This window comes from Lichenicola sp. (genome assembly GCF_965198575.1).
GTDB lineage: Bacteria > Pseudomonadota > Alphaproteobacteria > Acetobacterales > Acetobacteraceae > Lichenicola.
In genome coordinates, this window is sequence record NZ_OZ240671.1 from 3,491,504 (window position 1) to 3,508,782 (window position 17,279).

At 69.0% G+C, this 17,279-nt stretch carries 10 protein-coding genes; 5 read left to right on the forward strand and 5 right to left on the reverse strand.

What is annotated here, in order from left to right:
- Positions 1-35 precede the first annotated feature (35 nt).
- Both ACOEQ2_RS15865 and recG read right to left on the reverse strand, forming a co-directional pair.
- Positions 36-1,940, reverse strand: a complete 1,905-nt coding sequence (locus ACOEQ2_RS15865; RefSeq protein WP_419728917.1) for a putative bifunctional diguanylate cyclase/phosphodiesterase — start codon at positions 1,938-1,940, stop codon at positions 36-38.
- Positions 1,941-2,076: 136 nt separating this feature from the next.
- Complete coding sequence (gene recG, locus ACOEQ2_RS15870) at positions 2,077-4,128, reverse strand: ATP-dependent DNA helicase RecG (RefSeq protein WP_419731252.1); 2,052 nt, start codon at positions 4,126-4,128, stop codon at positions 2,077-2,079.
- A gap of 157 nt (positions 4,129-4,285) precedes the next feature.
- On the opposite strand from recG, the gene ACOEQ2_RS15875 reads away from it, so the two are divergent.
- Together ACOEQ2_RS15875 and mfd are read left to right on the forward strand one after the other, a co-directional pair.
- Positions 4,286-4,627, forward strand: a complete 342-nt coding sequence (locus ACOEQ2_RS15875) for a succinate dehydrogenase assembly factor 2 (RefSeq protein ID WP_419731253.1) — start codon at positions 4,286-4,288, stop codon at positions 4,625-4,627.
- Entirely contained in the window at positions 4,624-8,157 is a 3,534-nt protein-coding gene (mfd, locus tag ACOEQ2_RS15880; protein WP_419728918.1) for a transcription-repair coupling factor, read from the forward strand. The genes ACOEQ2_RS15875 and mfd overlap by 4 nt, the downstream gene beginning before the upstream one ends.
- Positions 8,158-8,343: 186 nt before the next feature.
- Here mfd and tkt read toward each other — a convergent pair whose 3' ends face one another.
- Both tkt and ACOEQ2_RS15890 read right to left on the reverse strand, forming a co-directional pair.
- Positions 8,344-10,392 carry a transketolase gene (tkt, locus tag ACOEQ2_RS15885; protein ID WP_419728919.1) on the reverse strand — a complete coding sequence of 683 codons (2,049 nt, stop codon included), beginning with the start codon at positions 10,390-10,392 and terminating at the stop codon, positions 8,344-8,346.
- 116 nt (positions 10,393-10,508) lie between these two features.
- Positions 10,509-11,456, reverse strand: a complete 948-nt coding sequence (locus ACOEQ2_RS15890; RefSeq protein WP_419728920.1) for a hypothetical protein — start codon at positions 11,454-11,456, stop codon at positions 10,509-10,511.
- A 533-nt stretch (positions 11,457-11,989) separates the two neighbouring features.
- Between ACOEQ2_RS15890 and ACOEQ2_RS15895 the strand changes: the two genes are divergently transcribed.
- The 3 genes from ACOEQ2_RS15895 (at position 11,990) to ACOEQ2_RS15905 (ending at position 14,370) form a co-directional block, all read left to right on the forward strand.
- Positions 11,990-12,235 carry a hypothetical protein gene (locus ACOEQ2_RS15895; protein ID WP_419728921.1) on the forward strand — a complete coding sequence of 82 codons (246 nt, stop codon included), beginning with the start codon at positions 11,990-11,992 and terminating at the stop codon, positions 12,233-12,235.
- A 39-nt stretch (positions 12,236-12,274) separates the two neighbouring features.
- Complete coding sequence (locus ACOEQ2_RS15900; RefSeq protein ID WP_419728922.1) at positions 12,275-13,261, forward strand: MFS transporter; 987 nt, start codon at positions 12,275-12,277, stop codon at positions 13,259-13,261.
- A gap of 128 nt (positions 13,262-13,389) precedes the next feature.
- Positions 13,390-14,370, forward strand: a complete 981-nt coding sequence (locus ACOEQ2_RS15905; RefSeq protein ID WP_419728923.1) for a bile acid:sodium symporter family protein — start codon at positions 13,390-13,392, stop codon at positions 14,368-14,370.
- Positions 14,371-14,419: 49 nt separating this feature from the next.
- Here the strand turns inward: ACOEQ2_RS15905 and ACOEQ2_RS15910 are convergent, their stop codons facing one another.
- Entirely contained in the window at positions 14,420-17,104 is a 2,685-nt protein-coding gene (locus ACOEQ2_RS15910; RefSeq protein WP_419728924.1) for a TonB-dependent receptor plug domain-containing protein, read from the reverse strand.
- Positions 17,105-17,279: the final 175 nt, after the last annotated feature.

Consider the following 17,279-nt stretch of genomic DNA (forward strand, 5'->3'; position numbering starts at 1 on the left):
GCAACGGCGGTCTCCCCACGACTGCAGCCGGTGTCCTACGGCAGGATGGTGTGCGATTCGCCTTCGCGGGTCTTGCTGATCTCCGCCTCGCCGGACGCGGGCTTGCCCAGCCGGCGCATCGGCAGCGCCGGGATCGGTCGGCCGACGAGGTAGCCCTGGATCTCCTCGCACCCATGCGCGTCGAGAAAGGCCAGCTGCTCCTCGGTTTCCACGCCCTCCGCGCAGCTGGTCATGCCGAGCGCCTGCACCATCTGCAACACGGCCCTGGTGACCGCTTCTGCACGACGGTCGCGGCCCAGCGCATGCACGAACTGCCGGTCGAGCTTGATCTGGTCGAACGGGTAGGTGACCAGGGTGCCGAGGCAGGAATAGCCGGTGCCGAAATCGTCGAGCGCCAGCCGCACACCCATGGCGCGCACCTGCGACAACTCGCGCCGGACATTGCCGTCCCCGTCCAGCGCGCTGCGCTCCGAGAGCTCGATCTGCAGCCGGTTCGGAGCCAGTCCGGTCTCGCCCAGCACGCGCCGGAGCAGGTTCGGCAGCCGATTGTTCGACAGCCAGACGGTGGAGACGTTGACGCTGACACCCAGCGCCTGCTCCCAGGATTGCGCCTCCAGGCAGGCCGCACGCAGCACCCATGCATCGATCTGCTCGATCAGTCCGCCTGCCTCGGCGACGGGGATGAACAGGGCCGGTGACACCTCGCCATGGCCGGGCCGGTTCCAGCGCACCAGCGCTTCGAAGCTCACCACCTGCTCGGTGGCGGTGTCGATCGCCGGCATCCAGTTCAGGTGGAAGGACCCCTGCGCCACCGCCGCCTGCAGGTCCTGCTCCAGCCCGGTGGAGAGGGTGTAGGCAGCGGTCAGCTGGCTCGTCGCCCGGCAATGGCGGCCATCGCCGTGCTTCTTGGCCTCCGCCAGCGCGGCCTCGGTCGCCAGCAGCAGCGAGGCCACGTCGCGGCCGTCCGCGGGATACAGCGCGACGCCCGCAGACGGTCGCACCGGCAGTTCCAGGCTGCCGACCTGCACCGGCTCGCGCAGCCGCTCCATCATCCGCAACACGATCGCCTCGGCGTCGCTCGGACCGATCCGGCCGGGAGCCGCGAGCGCAAAGCCGCTGCCGCCGAGATGGGCCAGGAAGCTGGGGATCGGCGCGATGGTCTGCAACCGGTCGGCGGCCTGCTTCAGGAACTGGTCGGCGACCTCGCGGCCATACATCTCGTTGAGCGCCGAGAGGCGGCCGAGATCGACGCGGAACAGCGCCATGCCGGGCGCCGACGCGTTGCCTGAGGGTCCGCTCGCACCGTTCGCCGCACCAGCGGGGTTTCCGTCCGCCGCCGGCTGCTCGAGCGCCTGCTCGAGGTAGCGCTCCAGGCCCTGCCGACCGGGAAGTGCGGTGACCGCATCGACACCGCCGCCCTCTCCGACCGGTCCGCCCTGATGCACCGCCAGCAGCGCCGCCACACCACGCGCCAGGTCCGACAGGGTGACCAGGACCTCGCGGCCGAAACGCCTGCGCTCGGGTTCGAGCAGGAACAGCACGCCGATCGCGGTACCGGCCAGGTCGCGAATCGTGGCACCGGCATAGGCGCCGAATCCGGCGCCGCGCTCATGCGCCGGAGCCGTCATGAACAGCGGGTCGGCGGCAAGGTCGAGGATCTCGACGGTCACCCGCCGTGGCCGGCTCATCTGCGCGCGCAGCACCGATACCGGGAGATACTCGCCGTTCGTTGCGCCCGAGACGGCGCGGACCTGCAGCCCGGAGGGCGCCTCCAGCACCAGCACGGCCAGAGTGCTGCCGGTGCAACGGGTGGCCAGCCGGGTGAAGATGGAAAGCGGGGTCTCTGCCGCCTCGTCGGTGCGGCCGTCGGTGCGCGGCAGGGTGAGCCGCTCGTCGAGGACTGCCGGCCGGGTGGAGGAGGTGGACCCGTTTCGCATCATCTCGTCATCCCCTCCGGCCGCCGAAGGCTCCGCCTCGCACGCAAAGGCTCTGCTGCGGCGCGGTGAAACGCAAGAGCAGCTGTCACAATCCCCGAGGCCCGGCCGCGGCGGCGGGGGCATCCCGACCCGGGCATGGTCAGCCGGACCCGAGCGTGCGGACCGCATCCGCGCGGCCGAACAGCTCCAGCAGCAGCCGCGCCGCCATGCCGCGCGGCGAGGCCAGGTCCGGGTCGCGTTGCAGCAGCCGTTCGGCATCCTGCCAGGCGGTCCGCAGCAGCCTGTCGAAATCCGGGCCGTTCGCCAGCCGGAAGCCGGGCATTCCGGATTGCCGCTTGCCCATCAGGTCGCCACCGCCACGGATCCGGTAATCCTCGTCGGCGATCAGGAAGCCGTCCTCGGTGTCGCGCAGCAGCGCCAGCCGGCGGCGCGCGCTGGCGCTGAGTGCGGAGTCGTGCAGCAGCAGGCAGTAGCTCGCCGCGGTGCCGCGACCGACCCGGCCGCGTAGCTGGTGCAGCTGGGCGAGGCCGAATCGCTCGGCATGCTCGATCACCATGATGGTCGCGGCCGGCACGTCGACGCCCACCTCGATCACCGTGGTGGCGACCAGGATACGGGTGCGGCCGGCAGCGAAGGCGTCGAGTGCCGCATGCCTGAGCTCGGGGTCCTGGCGACCATGGGCGAGTCCGACGCGGTCGGGAAACCGCTGGCTCAGCGACTCGTGGCGGGCCTGTGCCGCGGCCAGGTCGAGCATCTCGCTTTCCTGCACCAGCGGGCACACCCAGAACACCTGCGCGCCGCCGCCCACCGCCCGGGTGATCGCCTCGAGCATTTCCGACTCGGCCGCCAGGCTGTGCAGGGTGGTGCGGATCGGCAGCCGGCCGGCAGGCTTCTCGTCCAGCCGGCTGACCTGCATCTCGCCATACTGGGTCAGCAGCACGGTGCGCGGGATCGGCGTCGCGGTCATCACCAGCACGTCGGTGGCCGCCCCCTTGTCGCCCAGCAGCAGCCGCTGCTCGACGCCGAAGCGGTGCTGCTCGTCGATGATCGCCAGCGCGAGGTCGCGGAACACCACGCCCTCCTGGAACAAGGCGTGGGTGCCGACGGCCAGCGGGATGTCGCCGCTCTCCAGCATCCGCCGGGTGGTGCGGCGGGCGGCGCCCTTCAGGCTGCCGGTGATCAGCCCGACCGGAACCGGGGAGAGCTTGCCCAGGGTCAGGTGGTGCTGGCGCGCGAGGATCTCGGTCGGCGCCATCAGGCATGCCTGCGCCCCGGCCTCGGCGGCGCGCAGCATCGCCATCAGCGCCACCAGGGTCTTGCCGGAGCCGACATCGCCCTGCAGCAGCCGCAGCATCCGGGTCGGGCGGGCGAGGTCCGCGTCGATCTCGGCGATCGCCCGGCTCTGCGCGGCGGTGGGGGCGTGGCCGAAGCGGGACAGCGCCATGGTGCGGAGCCGATCGTCGCCGACGAGCGCCCGGCCGCTGCGGTTGCGTGCCTGGGAGCGGGCCTGGCCGATCGCCAGCTGGTCGGCGAGCAGCTCGTCGCAGGCGAGGCGGGCGCGGGCGGCTGCTTCCGGGTCATTGCTGGTGGGGGTGTGCAGGCAGCGCAAGGCGTCGGTGAAGCCGGGCCAGCGCTCGCGGCGGACCAGCTCGGGATCGAGCCATTCCGGCAGCTCCGGCAGCCGTGCCAGGGCCGCGCGCATCGTGCGTCCGAGCATGCGGTTGGACAGGCCGGCGGTGAGCGGCCACACCGCCTCGAACGCGGGGATCGCCGCCAGCGCCTGCTCCCCGCTGGAACCGGCGGCGACGGGAAGCAGGTGATCCGGGTGCGGCATGCTCAGCCGGTTGCCGTACGCCTCCAGCGTGCCGGACACCGCCAGCCCCTGCCCGGGGACAAGCGACCGCGCCTGCTGCGGGCTGAAGAACACCAGCTCGAGCTGGCCGGTCCCGTCGGAGCATTGCACGCGCCAGGGCTGGCGGGGACGGGACGGGCGCTCGATGCGCTCCACCGTCACCGCCAGGGTGGCGATCCGGCCGGGTTCGGCGAAGGCGAGGGTGGGCCGGTAGCTGCGGTCGACGATCCCGTCCGGCAGATGCAGCAGCAGGTCGATCACGCGCGGGCCGCCGGTCAGCCGTGCGATCAATCCGGCAATTCCCGGTCCGACGCCGGGCAGCCCGGTGATCGGGACCATGAGGGATGCCAGCAGCGCGCCCGGCTCCGGTGCGATGGCGGCACCGAGAGAGACTGCGAAGGCGGCGCCTGGCGGATCGATGAGCAAGCGGTGTTCTGGCCTTTCGGGCCGATGGGCTGACATGGCGGGGGTGCACGGCTATATGACAGCGCGCGCCATGCAATCATACGCCAAGCCCCCCGAGCCCGTCCCGCCGCATCCGACCGCGGCCTCCGATCCGCCGGCGCTCGATCCGCGACGGCGGCGCATCCTGTTCCGCGCAACGCATCGCGGCACGCACGAGACCGACGTGCTGATCGGCGGCTTCGTGACGCCGCGGATCGCCGGGTTCAGCGACGCCGAGCTGGACGCGATCGAGGAGCTGATGGAGTTGCCGGATGTCGATCTCGCCGACTGGCTGATGGGCCGGCTGCCGATCCCGCCGGAGAGCGACAGCCCGATGCTGCGTGCGGTCCAGGCTGCGGCCCGGTCGCGCTCGCTCGAGGGGATGGGCCGATGAGCGCCGACGGGGCTTCGGCGCCGACGACCACGACCACGATCTGGGGCGCGCCGGAGGGGTACGACGCGCTGCTGCTGGCACGCCGGCAGGTGCAGTTCGGCGGCGAGCATGACGGTCCGCTGCTGCACGTGGCGCGCGACGACACCAACCTGGCGCGGCTGGCCGACCTGCTGGCGTTCGTGCGCCCGGAGGCCGAGATCCTGCGATTTCCGGCGTGGGACTGCCTGCCGTACGACCGGGTGTCGCCCAATCCGGCGATCGTGTCGGAGCGGGTGGCGACGCTGACCCGGCTGCTGGAGACGACGACGGCGCCGCGCATCGTGCTGACCACGGTCAATGCGCTGGTGCAGCGGGTGCCACCGCGCGCGGCGTTCCGCGGCCAGTCGCTCAGCGTGAAGTCGGGCGAGAGCCTCGACGTCGCGTTCCTGATCGAGGTGCTGGTGGCGAACGGCTACAACCGCACCGACACGGTGATGGAGCCGGGCGAGTTCGCCACCCGCGGCGGCATCGTCGACATCTTTCCGTCGGGGGAGGCGGAACCGATCCGGCTGGACCTGTTCGGCGACGAGGTCGAGAACATCCGCCACTTCGATCCCGCATCGCAACGGTCGACCGAGCGATTGGACCAGCTGGTGCTGCGTCCGGTATCGGAGGTTTCGTTCGATGCCGACAGCGTCTCACGGTTTCGCAGCGGCTGGCGCGAGCGGTTCGGACCGGAGGCCGCGAACGACCCGATCTACCACAGCGTCTCGGACGGCCACCGGCATCCCGGCATCGAGCACTGGATGCCGCTGTTCCACGAGCAGGTCGAGACGCTGATCGATTATCTCCCGGGCGTCTCGTTGAGCCTGGATCATCAGGTCGACGAGGTTCTTGCCGGCCGGCTCGAAATGATCGCGGATCACGCAGAGGCGCGCGCGCTGCCGACGCGGGATGGCGAGGTGCCGTACCGGGCGCTGCCGCCGGAGCTGCTGTATCTCGATCGCGGGGCGTGGGGCGCGATGCTGGCGCAGTTGCCGGCGCTGTCGTTCAGTCCGTTCGCGCAGCCGGATGGTGCGGCGGGCTTCGATGCAGGTGGTCGGCCGGGCATCATGTTCGCGCGAAGCCTGCCGGCCGGCAGCCGCGAGACGGTGTTCCAGATGCTGGGCGAGCAGGTGCGCGCCTGGGCCGGGGGCAGGAAGCCGCGGCGCTGTTTCGTCACCGCCTGGACGCGTGGATCGCGCGAACGCATCGGCACGCTGTTGCGCGATGCCGGGCTCGAGGTGGAAGCGGTCAATGACTGGGCGGCGACCGCAAAGCTGAAGCCGGGCCGGATCGGGCTGCTGACGCTCGGGCTGGAGCGTGGTTTCGTCGGCGACGACCTGGCGCTGGTGTCGGAGCAGGATCTGCTCGGCGAGCGCATTTCGCGGCCGCCGCGTCGTCGCAAGCGTGCGGACCAGTTCATCGCCGAGGCCACCGAGATTGCCGAGGGTGACCTGGTGGTGCACCAGGATTACGGCATCGGCCGCTATGACGGGCTGGAGACGATCGGCATCGTCAAGGCGGGGTCGAACCCGAACCTTCCGGCGAGCGTCGCCCTCGGCATGGCGCCGCATGACTGCCTGCGGCTGATCTATGACGGCAACGAGAAGCTGTTCCTGCCGGTCGAGAATATCGAGCTGCTGAGCCGGTTCGGGTCCGAGCAGAATGGCGTGGCGCTCGACAAGCTTGGCGGCGCGTCCTGGCAGTCGCGCAAGGCAAAGATGAAGCAGCGCATCCGCGACATGGCGGGTGAGCTGATCCGTACGGCGGCGGCGCGGCAGTTGCGCGAGGCGCCGAGCCTGGCGCCGGCGGAAGGCAGCTGGGACGAGTTCTGCGCACGCTTCCCGTTCGTGGAAACCGAGGACCAGTCTCGCGCGATCGCCGATGTGCTGGAGGATTTGTCCGCCGGCCGCCCGATGGACCGGCTGATCTGCGGCGATGTCGGGTTCGGCAAGACCGAGGTCGCGTTGCGCGCCGCCTTCGTCGCGGCAATGTCCGGCTCGCAGGTGGCGGTCGTGGTGCCCACCACCCTCCTGGCGCGCCAGCATCACCGGACGTTCTCGGCCCGATTTGCAGGACTTCCCGTGCAGGTCGAGCAACTGTCCCGCATGGTCAACGCCAAGGATTCGGCGATGGTGAAGCGCGGCGTGGCCGACGGCACCGTGAACATCGTCATCGGCACGCATGCGCTGCTGGCCAAGGGGATCGAGTTCGCCGATCTCGGGCTGCTGATCGTCGATGAGGAGCAGCATTTCGGCGTGTCGCACAAGGAGAAGCTGAAGGCGCTGCGCGAGGACGTGCATGTGCTGACGCTGTCCGCCACGCCGATCCCGCGCACGTTGCAGCTGGCACTGACAGGCGTGCGCGAGATGAGCTTGATCGCGACGCCGCCGACCGACCGGCTGGCGGTGCGCACCTTCATCATGCCGTTCGATTCCGTGGTGATCCGCGAGGCGCTGCAACGCGAACGCTTCCGTGGTGGCCAGGTGTTCTGCGTGGTGCCGCGCATCGAGGATCTCGATCGCATGGCCGACCGGCTGCGCGAGATCGTGCCGGATGCGAAACTGGTGCAGGCGCATGGTCGGCTCGCTCCGACCGAGCTCGAACGGGTGATGACCGAGTTCGGCGACGGCAAGTACGACATCCTGCTCTCGACCAATATCGTGGAGAGCGGGCTTGACATGCCGGCGGTGAACACGCTGGTGATCCATCGCGCCGACCTGTTCGGGCTCGGGCAGTTGTACCAGCTGCGCGGCCGGGTAGGGCGTGGCAAGCAGCGGGGGTATGCGTATCTCACCTGGCCGCAGCAGCATCGTTTGTCGGCGTCGGCGGAAAAACGCCTGGAAGTGATGCAGACGCTCGACCAGCTCGGCGCCGGCTTCACCCTGGCCAGCCACGATCTCGATCTTCGAGGCGCCGGCAATCTGCTGGGTGACGAGCAGTCCGGGCATATCCGAGAGGTCGGCATCGAGCTGTATCAGCAGATGCTGGAGGATGCGGTCGCGGATCTCCGTCGCGAGAAGGGCAAGCGCAAGTCCGAGGATCGCGACTGGACGCCTAATATCGTACTTGGGCTGCCGGTGCTGATCCCGGACACCTATGTGCCGGATTTGCCGGTCAGGCTCGGGCTCTACCGCCGGATCGGCGCGTTGCCGGGCGATGCGGAAACCGAGGCGATGGCGGCGGAACTGGTCGACCGGTTCGGCAAGTTGCCGGACGAGGTCGAGAACCTGCTGCAGGTGGTGTCGCTGAAGCGGCTGTGCCGGAGTGCCGGTATCGAGAAGCTGGAGGCCGGGCCGAAAGGCATGGTCGTGCAGTTCCGTGGCAACAGTTTCAGCAACCCGGCCGGTCTTGTTGGCTGGATCGGCGCCAAGGGCAGCGACATGCGCCTGCGTCCGGACCACAAGCTGGCAATCGTTCGGGAAATGACCACGGCCGCCCGCATCAAGCTGGCCCGCGACGTGGTCGGCAACCTGAACCGTCTGGCGGAGCAGGCAAAAGCAGCCTGAAGCGGCCGCCGGTCGTCGAGGCCGGACCGCAACTGGATGGACACCGGGGCTGGGGTTTTGCTTCGACGGTGCGCGAGGCGCGCGTAAAGCCGTCTGCATAGTGACGCCGCTTTGAGTGGCAGAGCAGGCATGGCGGCCTGGAACTGGCGGCCAGGCAACAACGCCCGACCGCCGTTGAACCAGCTCCTACAGTGCTGCGACTTCCGCCAGCGTCTCGTGCGCCGCACGCACGACGGCCTCGGTGGTGATGTCGAACTTCTTGTACACGTCGGCAATCTTCCCGGATGCGCCGAAATCGTGCATGCCGATGAAGCGGCCTTCGAGACCGATATAGCGATCCCAGCCCATCTCGACCGCTGCTTCCACCGCGACCCGTGCGCGCGTGGTGCCCAGCACCGACTTCTTGTAGGCGGCGTCCTGCTCCTCGAACAGCATGCGGCACGGCATCGAGACGACGGCGGTCGGGATGCCGTCCTTCTGCAGCTGCTCCCGTGCCTCGACCGCGAGATGCAGTTCCGATCCGGTGCTCAGGATGGTGAGCTTGCGCTCGCCGCCCTCGGCCTCGAGCAGCACGTAGGCGCCTCTCGCCGAGCGGTTCTCGGAGCCCGGCTCGCGACGCAGCAGCGGCATCGGCTGGCGCGACAGCGCGAGCAGGGCAGCCTGGCGCGGCGTATCCAGGATGATTTCCCAGCACTCCGCGGTCTCGACCGGATCGCCCGGACGATACACCGCCAGATGCGGGATCGCCCGCAACGCTGCCAGCTGCTCGACCGGCTGATGCGTCGGGCCGTCCTCGCCGAGGCCGATCGAGTCGTGCGTCATCACGAAGATCGTGCGGATATGCATGAGCGCTGCAAGACGGATTGCCGGACGGCAATAATCCGAGAAGCACATGAAGGTGCCGCCGTACGGGATCAGGCCGCCATGCAGCGCGATGCCGTTCATCGCCGCCGCCATGCCGTGCTCGCGCACGCCGTAATGCATGTAGGTGCCGTCGTACTCTCCAGGCCGGATCTCGATCATGCCCTTGGCGCGGGTGTTGTTCGAGGGCGTCAGGTCGGCCGATCCCCCGAGCAGTTCCGGGATCGCGCTTGCGAGATGGTCGAGCACCGCACCGCTGGCCGAGCGGGTCGCCATCTCCTTGCCGCTGGCGATGAACTCGGCACGGGCGGCGACGATCGCCTTCTTCCAGTCGGCCGGCAGCTCGCCGTCGTTGCGGCGCTCGAACTCGGTGCGCAGCTCGGCGGGTGCCGCCTTGACGCGCTCGGCCCAGGCCATGCGGGCGTCGCGGCCCTTGGCGCCGATCGCGCGCCACTCGCTGAGCAGGTTCTCAGGGATCACGAACGGCGGCGAGTCCCAGCCCAGGATCTTGCGCGCACCGGCGATCTCTTCCTCGCCCGGGGCGTCGCTGTGCGCCTTCTGGGTGCCGGCCTTGGTCGGGAAGCCGAAGCCGATGATGGTCTTGCAGGCGATCATCGAGGGCTGGTCGGTGACGGCGCGGGCGGCGGTGATGGCGTCGCGGATCGCGTCGGTGTCGTGGCCGTCGATCTCCTGGACGTGCCAGCCGGACGCACGGAACCGCTCGACCTCGTTGTCGCTGACCGAAAGGCTGGTGGCGCCGTCGATCGAGATCGAGTTGTTGTCCCAGAACGCGATCAGGTGGCCGAGCTTGAAGTGGCCAGCCATGGAGATCGCCTCCTGGCTGATCCCCTCCATCAGGCAGCCATCGCCCATGAACACGTAGGTCCAGTGCTTGCAGAGGTCATCGCCGAACTTCGCGTTCAGGATGCGCTCCGACAGCGCGAAACCGACCGAGTTGGCGATGCCCTGGCCGAGCGGGCCGGTGGTGGTCTCGATGCCGTCGGCGTGCTTGTACTCGGGATGGCCGGCGGTCTTGCTGTTGATCTGGCGGAAGCGCTTCAGCTCGTCGAGCGTCATGTCCTGGACGCCGGTCAGATACAGCAGGCTGTAGAGCAGCATCGAGCCGTGGCCGTTCGACAGCAGGAAGCGGTCGCGATCGAACCAATGCGGATCGGCCGCATCGAACTGCATGAAATCCTTGTAGAGAACGGTCGCGATGTCGGCCATGCCCATCGGCGCGCCGGGGTGACCGCTCTTGGCGGCCTGCACGGCGTCCATCGACAGGAACCGGATACAGTCGGCGAGGTCACGCAGGTGCTGGTCGCGTGGCTTGGGGACCGTCTTGATGGCCGGAGTGGGGGTGTCGTCAGCCATAATTGGAGGCTCCTTTTTGGCGAAATCGGCCGGGGTGGACTGGTATGCCACGGCTTTGCGGGCACCGAAACCGGCCACCCGACCTCTGTGGAGGCCCAGGTGTTAACGCCGGAGCCTCAGCGGAGTGGCAGCGGGACGTTGTTCACCAGCAGCGTGCCCTGCCGCCAGGCGAGATCCCATTCGGACCGGTCCCCGTCGCGATGCGCCACCAGCCTGGCGAGGAACAGCCCGGTGCGCAGCCGCTCCAGACCTGGTGCGTTCGCCGCCTCCATCAGCGCGTCGAGGCCGGTGATGGTGACCTGGCCCTGGCCGCTGCCGGCACCGGGCTCGCCCGCGATGCTGGCCTGGCCGTGGCCCTCGAGCGTGCTGTCGCCGCGTCTCGCACGGACCTGCTCGATGGCGACGTCGACCGGGGCACCATGGCCGCCGGCGGCCGACAGCAGCGGCGGCAGCTCCGAGGCGGGCAATGCCACCCGGACCTCCAGGCTCTCCGGCAGCAGCGCGGCGGCGCGATCGTTCGAGGCCGCACCCTCCAGCGATCCGACCAGCTGGGCGGTCCGGCCGTCGCCGCCGACACGCAGCGCCAGGCGATGCGCGCCGAACCGGGTGCTCCCCGCCCGGACCGAGACATCGCTCCAGGTGAACTCATAGGCGCCACCCGCCTGCACGCCATGTGCCAGCGGCCGCATCGCCTCCTGCAGCACGTGGTCCGGGCAAGCGCCGGTGTGGTGCACGGAGAGCGCCGTCAGGAGGGTTGCGGCAGCGGCGGTGGCGGCCTGCTCGAGCTGGGCGGTACTCACGCCCGCGGCGGCGCGCTGGCTGGTCACCCGCAGGCTGGCCGCGTGCAGGGCCGGCGGCGGCGTGGTGCTGGCTCCGGGGATCACCACCTCCAGACGCCCGGCCTCGAAGCCGCCATTCGGGCCCGCCTCGTCCAGGCTGGCACTGCCCGCCGTGGCGCATCCGCCCGGCAGGTCGAGATCGGCGGCGCGGGCAGCGCCGGAACCGAGCAGGGAGGCGGACAACAGGAGTGTGGCCGCGAGGGCTGGTCTGGGATCGATGCTCATCGGGGATCGAAAGTGGCGCAGCCCCCGCCCGGTGGCAACTCGCCATGCCGCGGACGAGTCGGGGCCGCACCGTGGGGGCGACCTTGCGGCGACACGCTGACCGCCGGAGAGAGGCCATGACGGCGCGCTCATGCGCTTGCGCAGGCGGCGCTTCGCGGCCCGGCGTCAGGGTATTGCCACAGCGGCATGATCGGGCTCGCCGGTCCCGGACCTCGACCCGACGCGCGTCCCCGGATCGGCGGGCGCGGGCACCGCATCCGGGGCCGTCGCCCAGTGTCCCCGCCATGTCACGGGCCTTGCGCAGGACGAGACTGCAGCATCTGCCGGCCCATCGCCGGCATCCGGACCCCGCACCCTGCAACCGCAGAACCTTGCCCCGACGGAGGCGTGGAAACGGCACCCGCCTCGTCACGTTGGGCGTCGCCGGTCCCAGGTTCCGTGCCCCCCGCGATGCCGACACGCGCGAGGTGCCGGACCGGGACGGGCTGCAGGATCCAACCCAGCAAGCCACGCCACGCACCGGAGGGAACAGAATGCCGAAGAACGATCCCGGTCGGGCGGTGGCGTCGGATGGCGCACCGTCTCCACTCATGCTGCTGCGACCGTACTGGAAGGTCACCCTGGCGGCCTTTCTCGGCTGGTTCCTGGACGCGTTCGACCAGGTGGTGCTGCTGCTGGCGCTTCCCGATATCGGCAAGAGCCTCGGCGCCGACCTGACCGCGATGGGCCTGGTGATCAGCGCGCAGAGCGTCGGCAGGGTGCTGGGAAATACCGGCTAGGGCTGGCTCGCCGACAAGTACGGCCGGAAGCTCACCTTCATGGTGGGGGTCATCTGGTTCGCGGTGTTCTCGGGCGCGTCGGGTCTCGCCTGGAGCTACGCCGCGATGGTGGCGATCCAGTTCCTGTTCGGGGTCGGCTTCGGCGGCGAATGGACGGCGTCGGCGGCACTGCTGATGGAGAGCGTGCCCGCCCGGGCAAGGCCGTTGGCGTCGTCGATCATGATGGCGGGCTACGAGGTCGGCTTCTTCGCGGCGGCCGCGGCGCAAGCGTTGATCCTGCCGCATTACGGCTGGCGGGTGCTGTTTTTTATCGGCATCGTGCCGGCGCTGCTGGCGATCTTCATCCGCATCGGCGTACCCGAGAGCCCTGTCTGGCTGCAGGCGCAGGCGGAGCGTGGCAACCGGCGCGAGCAGCCGGCCGTGGCCCGGCCACGTTTCAGGCTGAGTGCGGCGGCCATCCAGGCGCTGGCCTTCATGCTGGTGCTGCAGTTCCAGAACGCGGCGATCTACAGCTTCTATCCTACGCTGTTGCGCACCGTGCACGGCTTCACCCCGGAATCGGTGTTCCCGCTGGTGGCGGCGTATTGCGTCGGCTCGCTGATCGGCAAGCCGACCTGCGGATGGGCGGTCGGCCGCTTCGGCGAGCGCCGGGTGTTGTTCCTGTATCTGGCGATCACCGTGCTCGACATCGTGCCGTTCGCGTCGGGCAACGGCCTGGCGTGGCTGCTGGCCGCCTCGTTCATCATGGGCGGCTTCGGAAACAGCGTGTTCGCCCTCGTGCCGCACTTCCTGGCGCAGCGCTTCCCGTCCCGCACGCGCTCCCTCGGCATGGGGCTCAGCTACGCGTTCGCCTCGGCGGGGCAGGGTCTGGCGAGCTTCGTGGTGCCCTGGGGCGGGGCCACGTTCGGCTTGGCGCGCGCGATCAAGGGGTGCGTGATCTTCGGATCGGCGCTGGTGGCACTGGTGGCCGCACGGCAGCCGGCGGAGCTTCCGGGCGCCACCATGGAGGGCGACGAGGCGACCTGATCGCACCCCTCCAACGGGCTCGACCGCGCGCCTGGGAGGCACGCCAGGGCCGGTGGCCGGATCACGCATCTGCGGCCATAAGCGGCGGTGGGAGCGGCGCGTGTCAGAGCTGCCTCATGGGGACCATCATGCTGAAGCCCGATCCATTCCTGCTCGCCCTGATCGGCACCGTGCTGCTGGCCTCGTTCGTGCCGGCCCACGGCGCGGCGGTGCCGATATTCCACGGACTGACGATCGCCGTGATCGCGGTGATGTTCTTCATGCAGGGTGCGCGGCTGTCGCGGGCGGCGGTCGTCGCCGGGCTGGCACATTGGCGGCTGCACCTGGCGATCCTCGGTTGCACCTTCGTGCTGTTCCCGCTGCTCGGCCTCGGGCTGCACGCGCTGCTGCCGCACCTGCTGACACCGACCCTCTGGCTCGGCGTGCTGTTCGTGTGCGTGCTGCCGTCGACGGTGCAGTCCTCGATCGCCTTCACCTCGATCGCGCGCGGCAACATCCCGGCGGCCGTGTGTTCGGCGACGGCCTCGAACCTGCTCGGCATCCTGATCACGCCGATCCTGACCGGGCTGGTGCTGGCGGGGAGCATGCAAGGTCATGCCGGGGTATCCGCAGGCGCGGTGCTCGATGTGGCATTGCAGCTGCTGCTGCCGTTCGCCGCCGGCCAGCTGCTGCAGCCCTGGATCGGAGGCTGGGCCCTGCGCAACCACCGGCTGCTCAGCGTCACCGATCGCGGATCGGTGCTGGTGGTGGTCTATACCGCGTTCAGCGAGGCGGTGGTGCAAGGGCTGTGGCACAAGGTGCCGGTCTCGCAGCTGGGCCTCGTGTTGCTGGTGGACGCGATGCTGCTGACGGTGGTGCTGCTGGCCACCCGATATGGCGCACGGGCGGCGGGCTTCGGCCGCGATGACGAGATCGCCATCGTGTTCTGCGGCTCGAAGAAGTCGCTGGCCTCCGGGGTGCCGATGGCCAACGTGCTGTTCTCCTCGGCCATGGTCGGGCAGATCGTGCTGCCGCTGATGATCTTCCACCAGCTGCAGCTGTTCGTGTGTGCCGTGCTGGCCCGCCGCTATGCGCGGCTGGCCGTGGCGGAGGAGGCGGTGACCAGGTGACGTATCTTCAGCAACGACGTCACCAGGTGACGTATCTTCAACAAGGACGTCACCAGGTGACGTTCAGGCGCCCGTAATAGAAGCCGCCGGTGATCGGCGCGCCGCTTACCACGTTGTCGTAATACTGCACGTTGAGATAGGCCTGGTCGGCCGGCAGGCGACGCGGCCTTTCGTTGAACAGGTCGTCGCCGCCGATCGCGATGTGCAGGCGCTTGTTGATCTGGTAGCCGACCTCGAGATCGGTGACCCAGACAGGCGTGTTCACGAACTGTGCGAACTGGGTGGTCGAGTACTGCAAGGAGGCCGGGGCGAGATCCTGGTAGGTCTCCTCGTCGGTGGTCTGGCCGTAGCGGGTCTGGCGCAGGTCGACGTCGAACTTCTGGATCTTCCAGAACGCGTTCAGCACGATCTTGGACCGCGGTGACGCGGTGGTCAGGTAGGCGATGCCCTGCGCGTTCAGCACCGACTGGCCGCTCGCGTCCGTGGCGACGTGGTGGATCCGGGTGCGGTTGAGGTCGATCCCGGCGGTCCAGGTGACGGTGCCGAGGTTCCGGTTGCGGAAATCGGTGAAGTAGTTGGCGTTGATGTCGAGGCCCTGGGTGCGGGTGCTGGCGCCGTTGGTGAAGTAGTTGGCATACACATCGGACGGGGTCAGGTTAGGCGCCAGCGTGGCACCGGTCTCCTCGATCGCGGTGATTGCCGTCTGGCCCGGAACGTTCAGGCTGCCGACGATCCGGTCGCGGATGTTGATCTGATAGACGTCGGTGGTGATGCTGAGGTTCGGCAGCGGCTGCAGCACGATGCCGGCGCTGGCGTTGGTGGATCGCTCGGGCTTGAGCGGCGTGGCGCCGATCGACGCGGCGGCCTGCGAGTTGACCCCGAGGATGCCGCTGGCGCCGGTGGGCGAGACGTTGAGCGCGCTGTAATTCTCCTCGGCAAGTGTCGGGGCGCGGGTGCCGTTGCTGATGGTGCCGCGAACCGCGAGCCACTTGGTGAAGTCGTAGCGCGACGAGATCTTGCCGTCCCATGTATTGCCGAAATCGGTGTAGTGCTCGAAACGTCCTGCGATATCGATGTCGAGATGCCGGATCGGATGGACGTCGTAATCGAGGTAGGTCGCCCAGACATTGCGGCTGAAATTACCCGCATTGGCCGGCAGCAATCCGCCAAAACCCTGGGTGCCGCCAAGGACGTAGGAGGCCGGCTCACCCGCACCGAGCTCGTATTCCTCGCTCCGCTCCTCGGCGCCGAACGCCAGGGTCATCGGCGTGTTCCACATCGTGAACGGCCTGGTGAAGTCGAGATTGTTGGTCCATTGCGAGTTTCTCTGGCTCTGCGCGAGCACCGTTGTCGGTGTGAAGCCTGCGGGCAAGCCGTAGGCCGGGTCGCCGTTCTGGTAGAGCGAGACGTTCGCGGTGTTCTTGTTGCCGATATTGGTCTGGTCGGCGCCATAGGTGGTGCTCAGATCGACGTGGAAGCCGAAGAAGTCGTCCGCCTTGACGCCGAGCGTTGCCGCATAGTCGTTCTCCTCGTCGGTCTCGAGCGGGGAGAAGCCGTTCGGCCACACCTCCGGCAGGGTCCCCGGCGTGCGATAATTCTCGTAGGATTCGGCATGGCGATGACCGTAGGTGATCAGCCCGTACCCCTGCACGCCGCCAAACAGGTCGGGCAGCAGGGTCTCGCCGAAATCGATGCTCAGCGTCTCGCGTGTCTGCTCGGGCACGCCCAGGATCTTGTTCGAGTTCCCCGGGAAGTTGTCGGCGGCGGCGCGATCGTCGGTCGCGGGCGCCACGAACGAGTCCGCGTGATACAGCGCGCCGCCGAGATGGACGTAGCCGTCGCGTCCGAACGAGAAGCCCTGGTCCGCATTGAGCTGGTAGGTCCAGCCGTCGCCGTTATAGGCGTCCGCACCGGTGAAGGCGCTGGCGCTGCCGCCGCTGTCGCCCTTCTTCATGATGATGTTGACGACGCCTGCGATCGCGTCGGAGCCGTACTGCGCCGCCGCACCGTCGCGCAGCACCTCGATATGATCGATCGCGGCGGCCGGGATCATGTCGATATCGACCGGCGTTGAGCCCTGGTCCGGACCGGCGTCGGCGGCGATGTTGGAGGTCTCGTGGCGGCGCTTGCCGTCGATCAGCACCAGCACGTCGTTCGGGTTCAGGCCGCGCAGCCGGATCGAGCTCGTCAGTGCCTCGGTGTCCTGGCCCATCGCCAGGATGCTGACCGACGGGTCGGTGCGGCTCAGCTGGTCGGCGAGGTTCGGCTGGCCGGTGCGGGTGAGGGCGGCGTTGGTGATGACGTCGATCGGGCTGGTGCTGTCACGCGCCTTCTTGTTCAGGCTGCGGGTGCCGGTGACGATCACGGTCTCGCCCGCATCCGCTGCCGCCGGCGTCGCCATGCCGGCATCCGGAGCGCCGGGGCTGGTGCGAATGCCGGTGCTGCTGGCGTTCGAGCCCCCCAGCGATGCGGCTGCCGGTGAGGCAGCCATCGCCCCGATGCCTGCACCGGCCGCAGCGTGGTGGCGCATGTGTGCGGTCTTGTGTGGCACCGGCTTGTGCGCGTGGTGCTTCGCCTGGGCGGTCGAGGATGCGGTCGTATCCGCCGGAGCGGTCGACGACGCAGCAGGGGTGGTCGATTGCGCGAGTGCCGGGATCGAGCCGGCGCCGACGGCCAGCGGGCAAACCGTCAGCATCAACAGGCAACGAAAACTGCCCGCCTTGATCATACCCATGTCCCGATCTCCATCTCGATGCGCCGTGAGCCATTCCATCGTCGTGATGAACTCGAACGCGAACGGAGCCATAAATCAAGACCAAGTTGCACATGGAAAAAGCACATGCTCGGACTGCGACAAATAGACATCACTATCAATGCCGGTATATCAATCATTCGCCTGTAATGTGTGC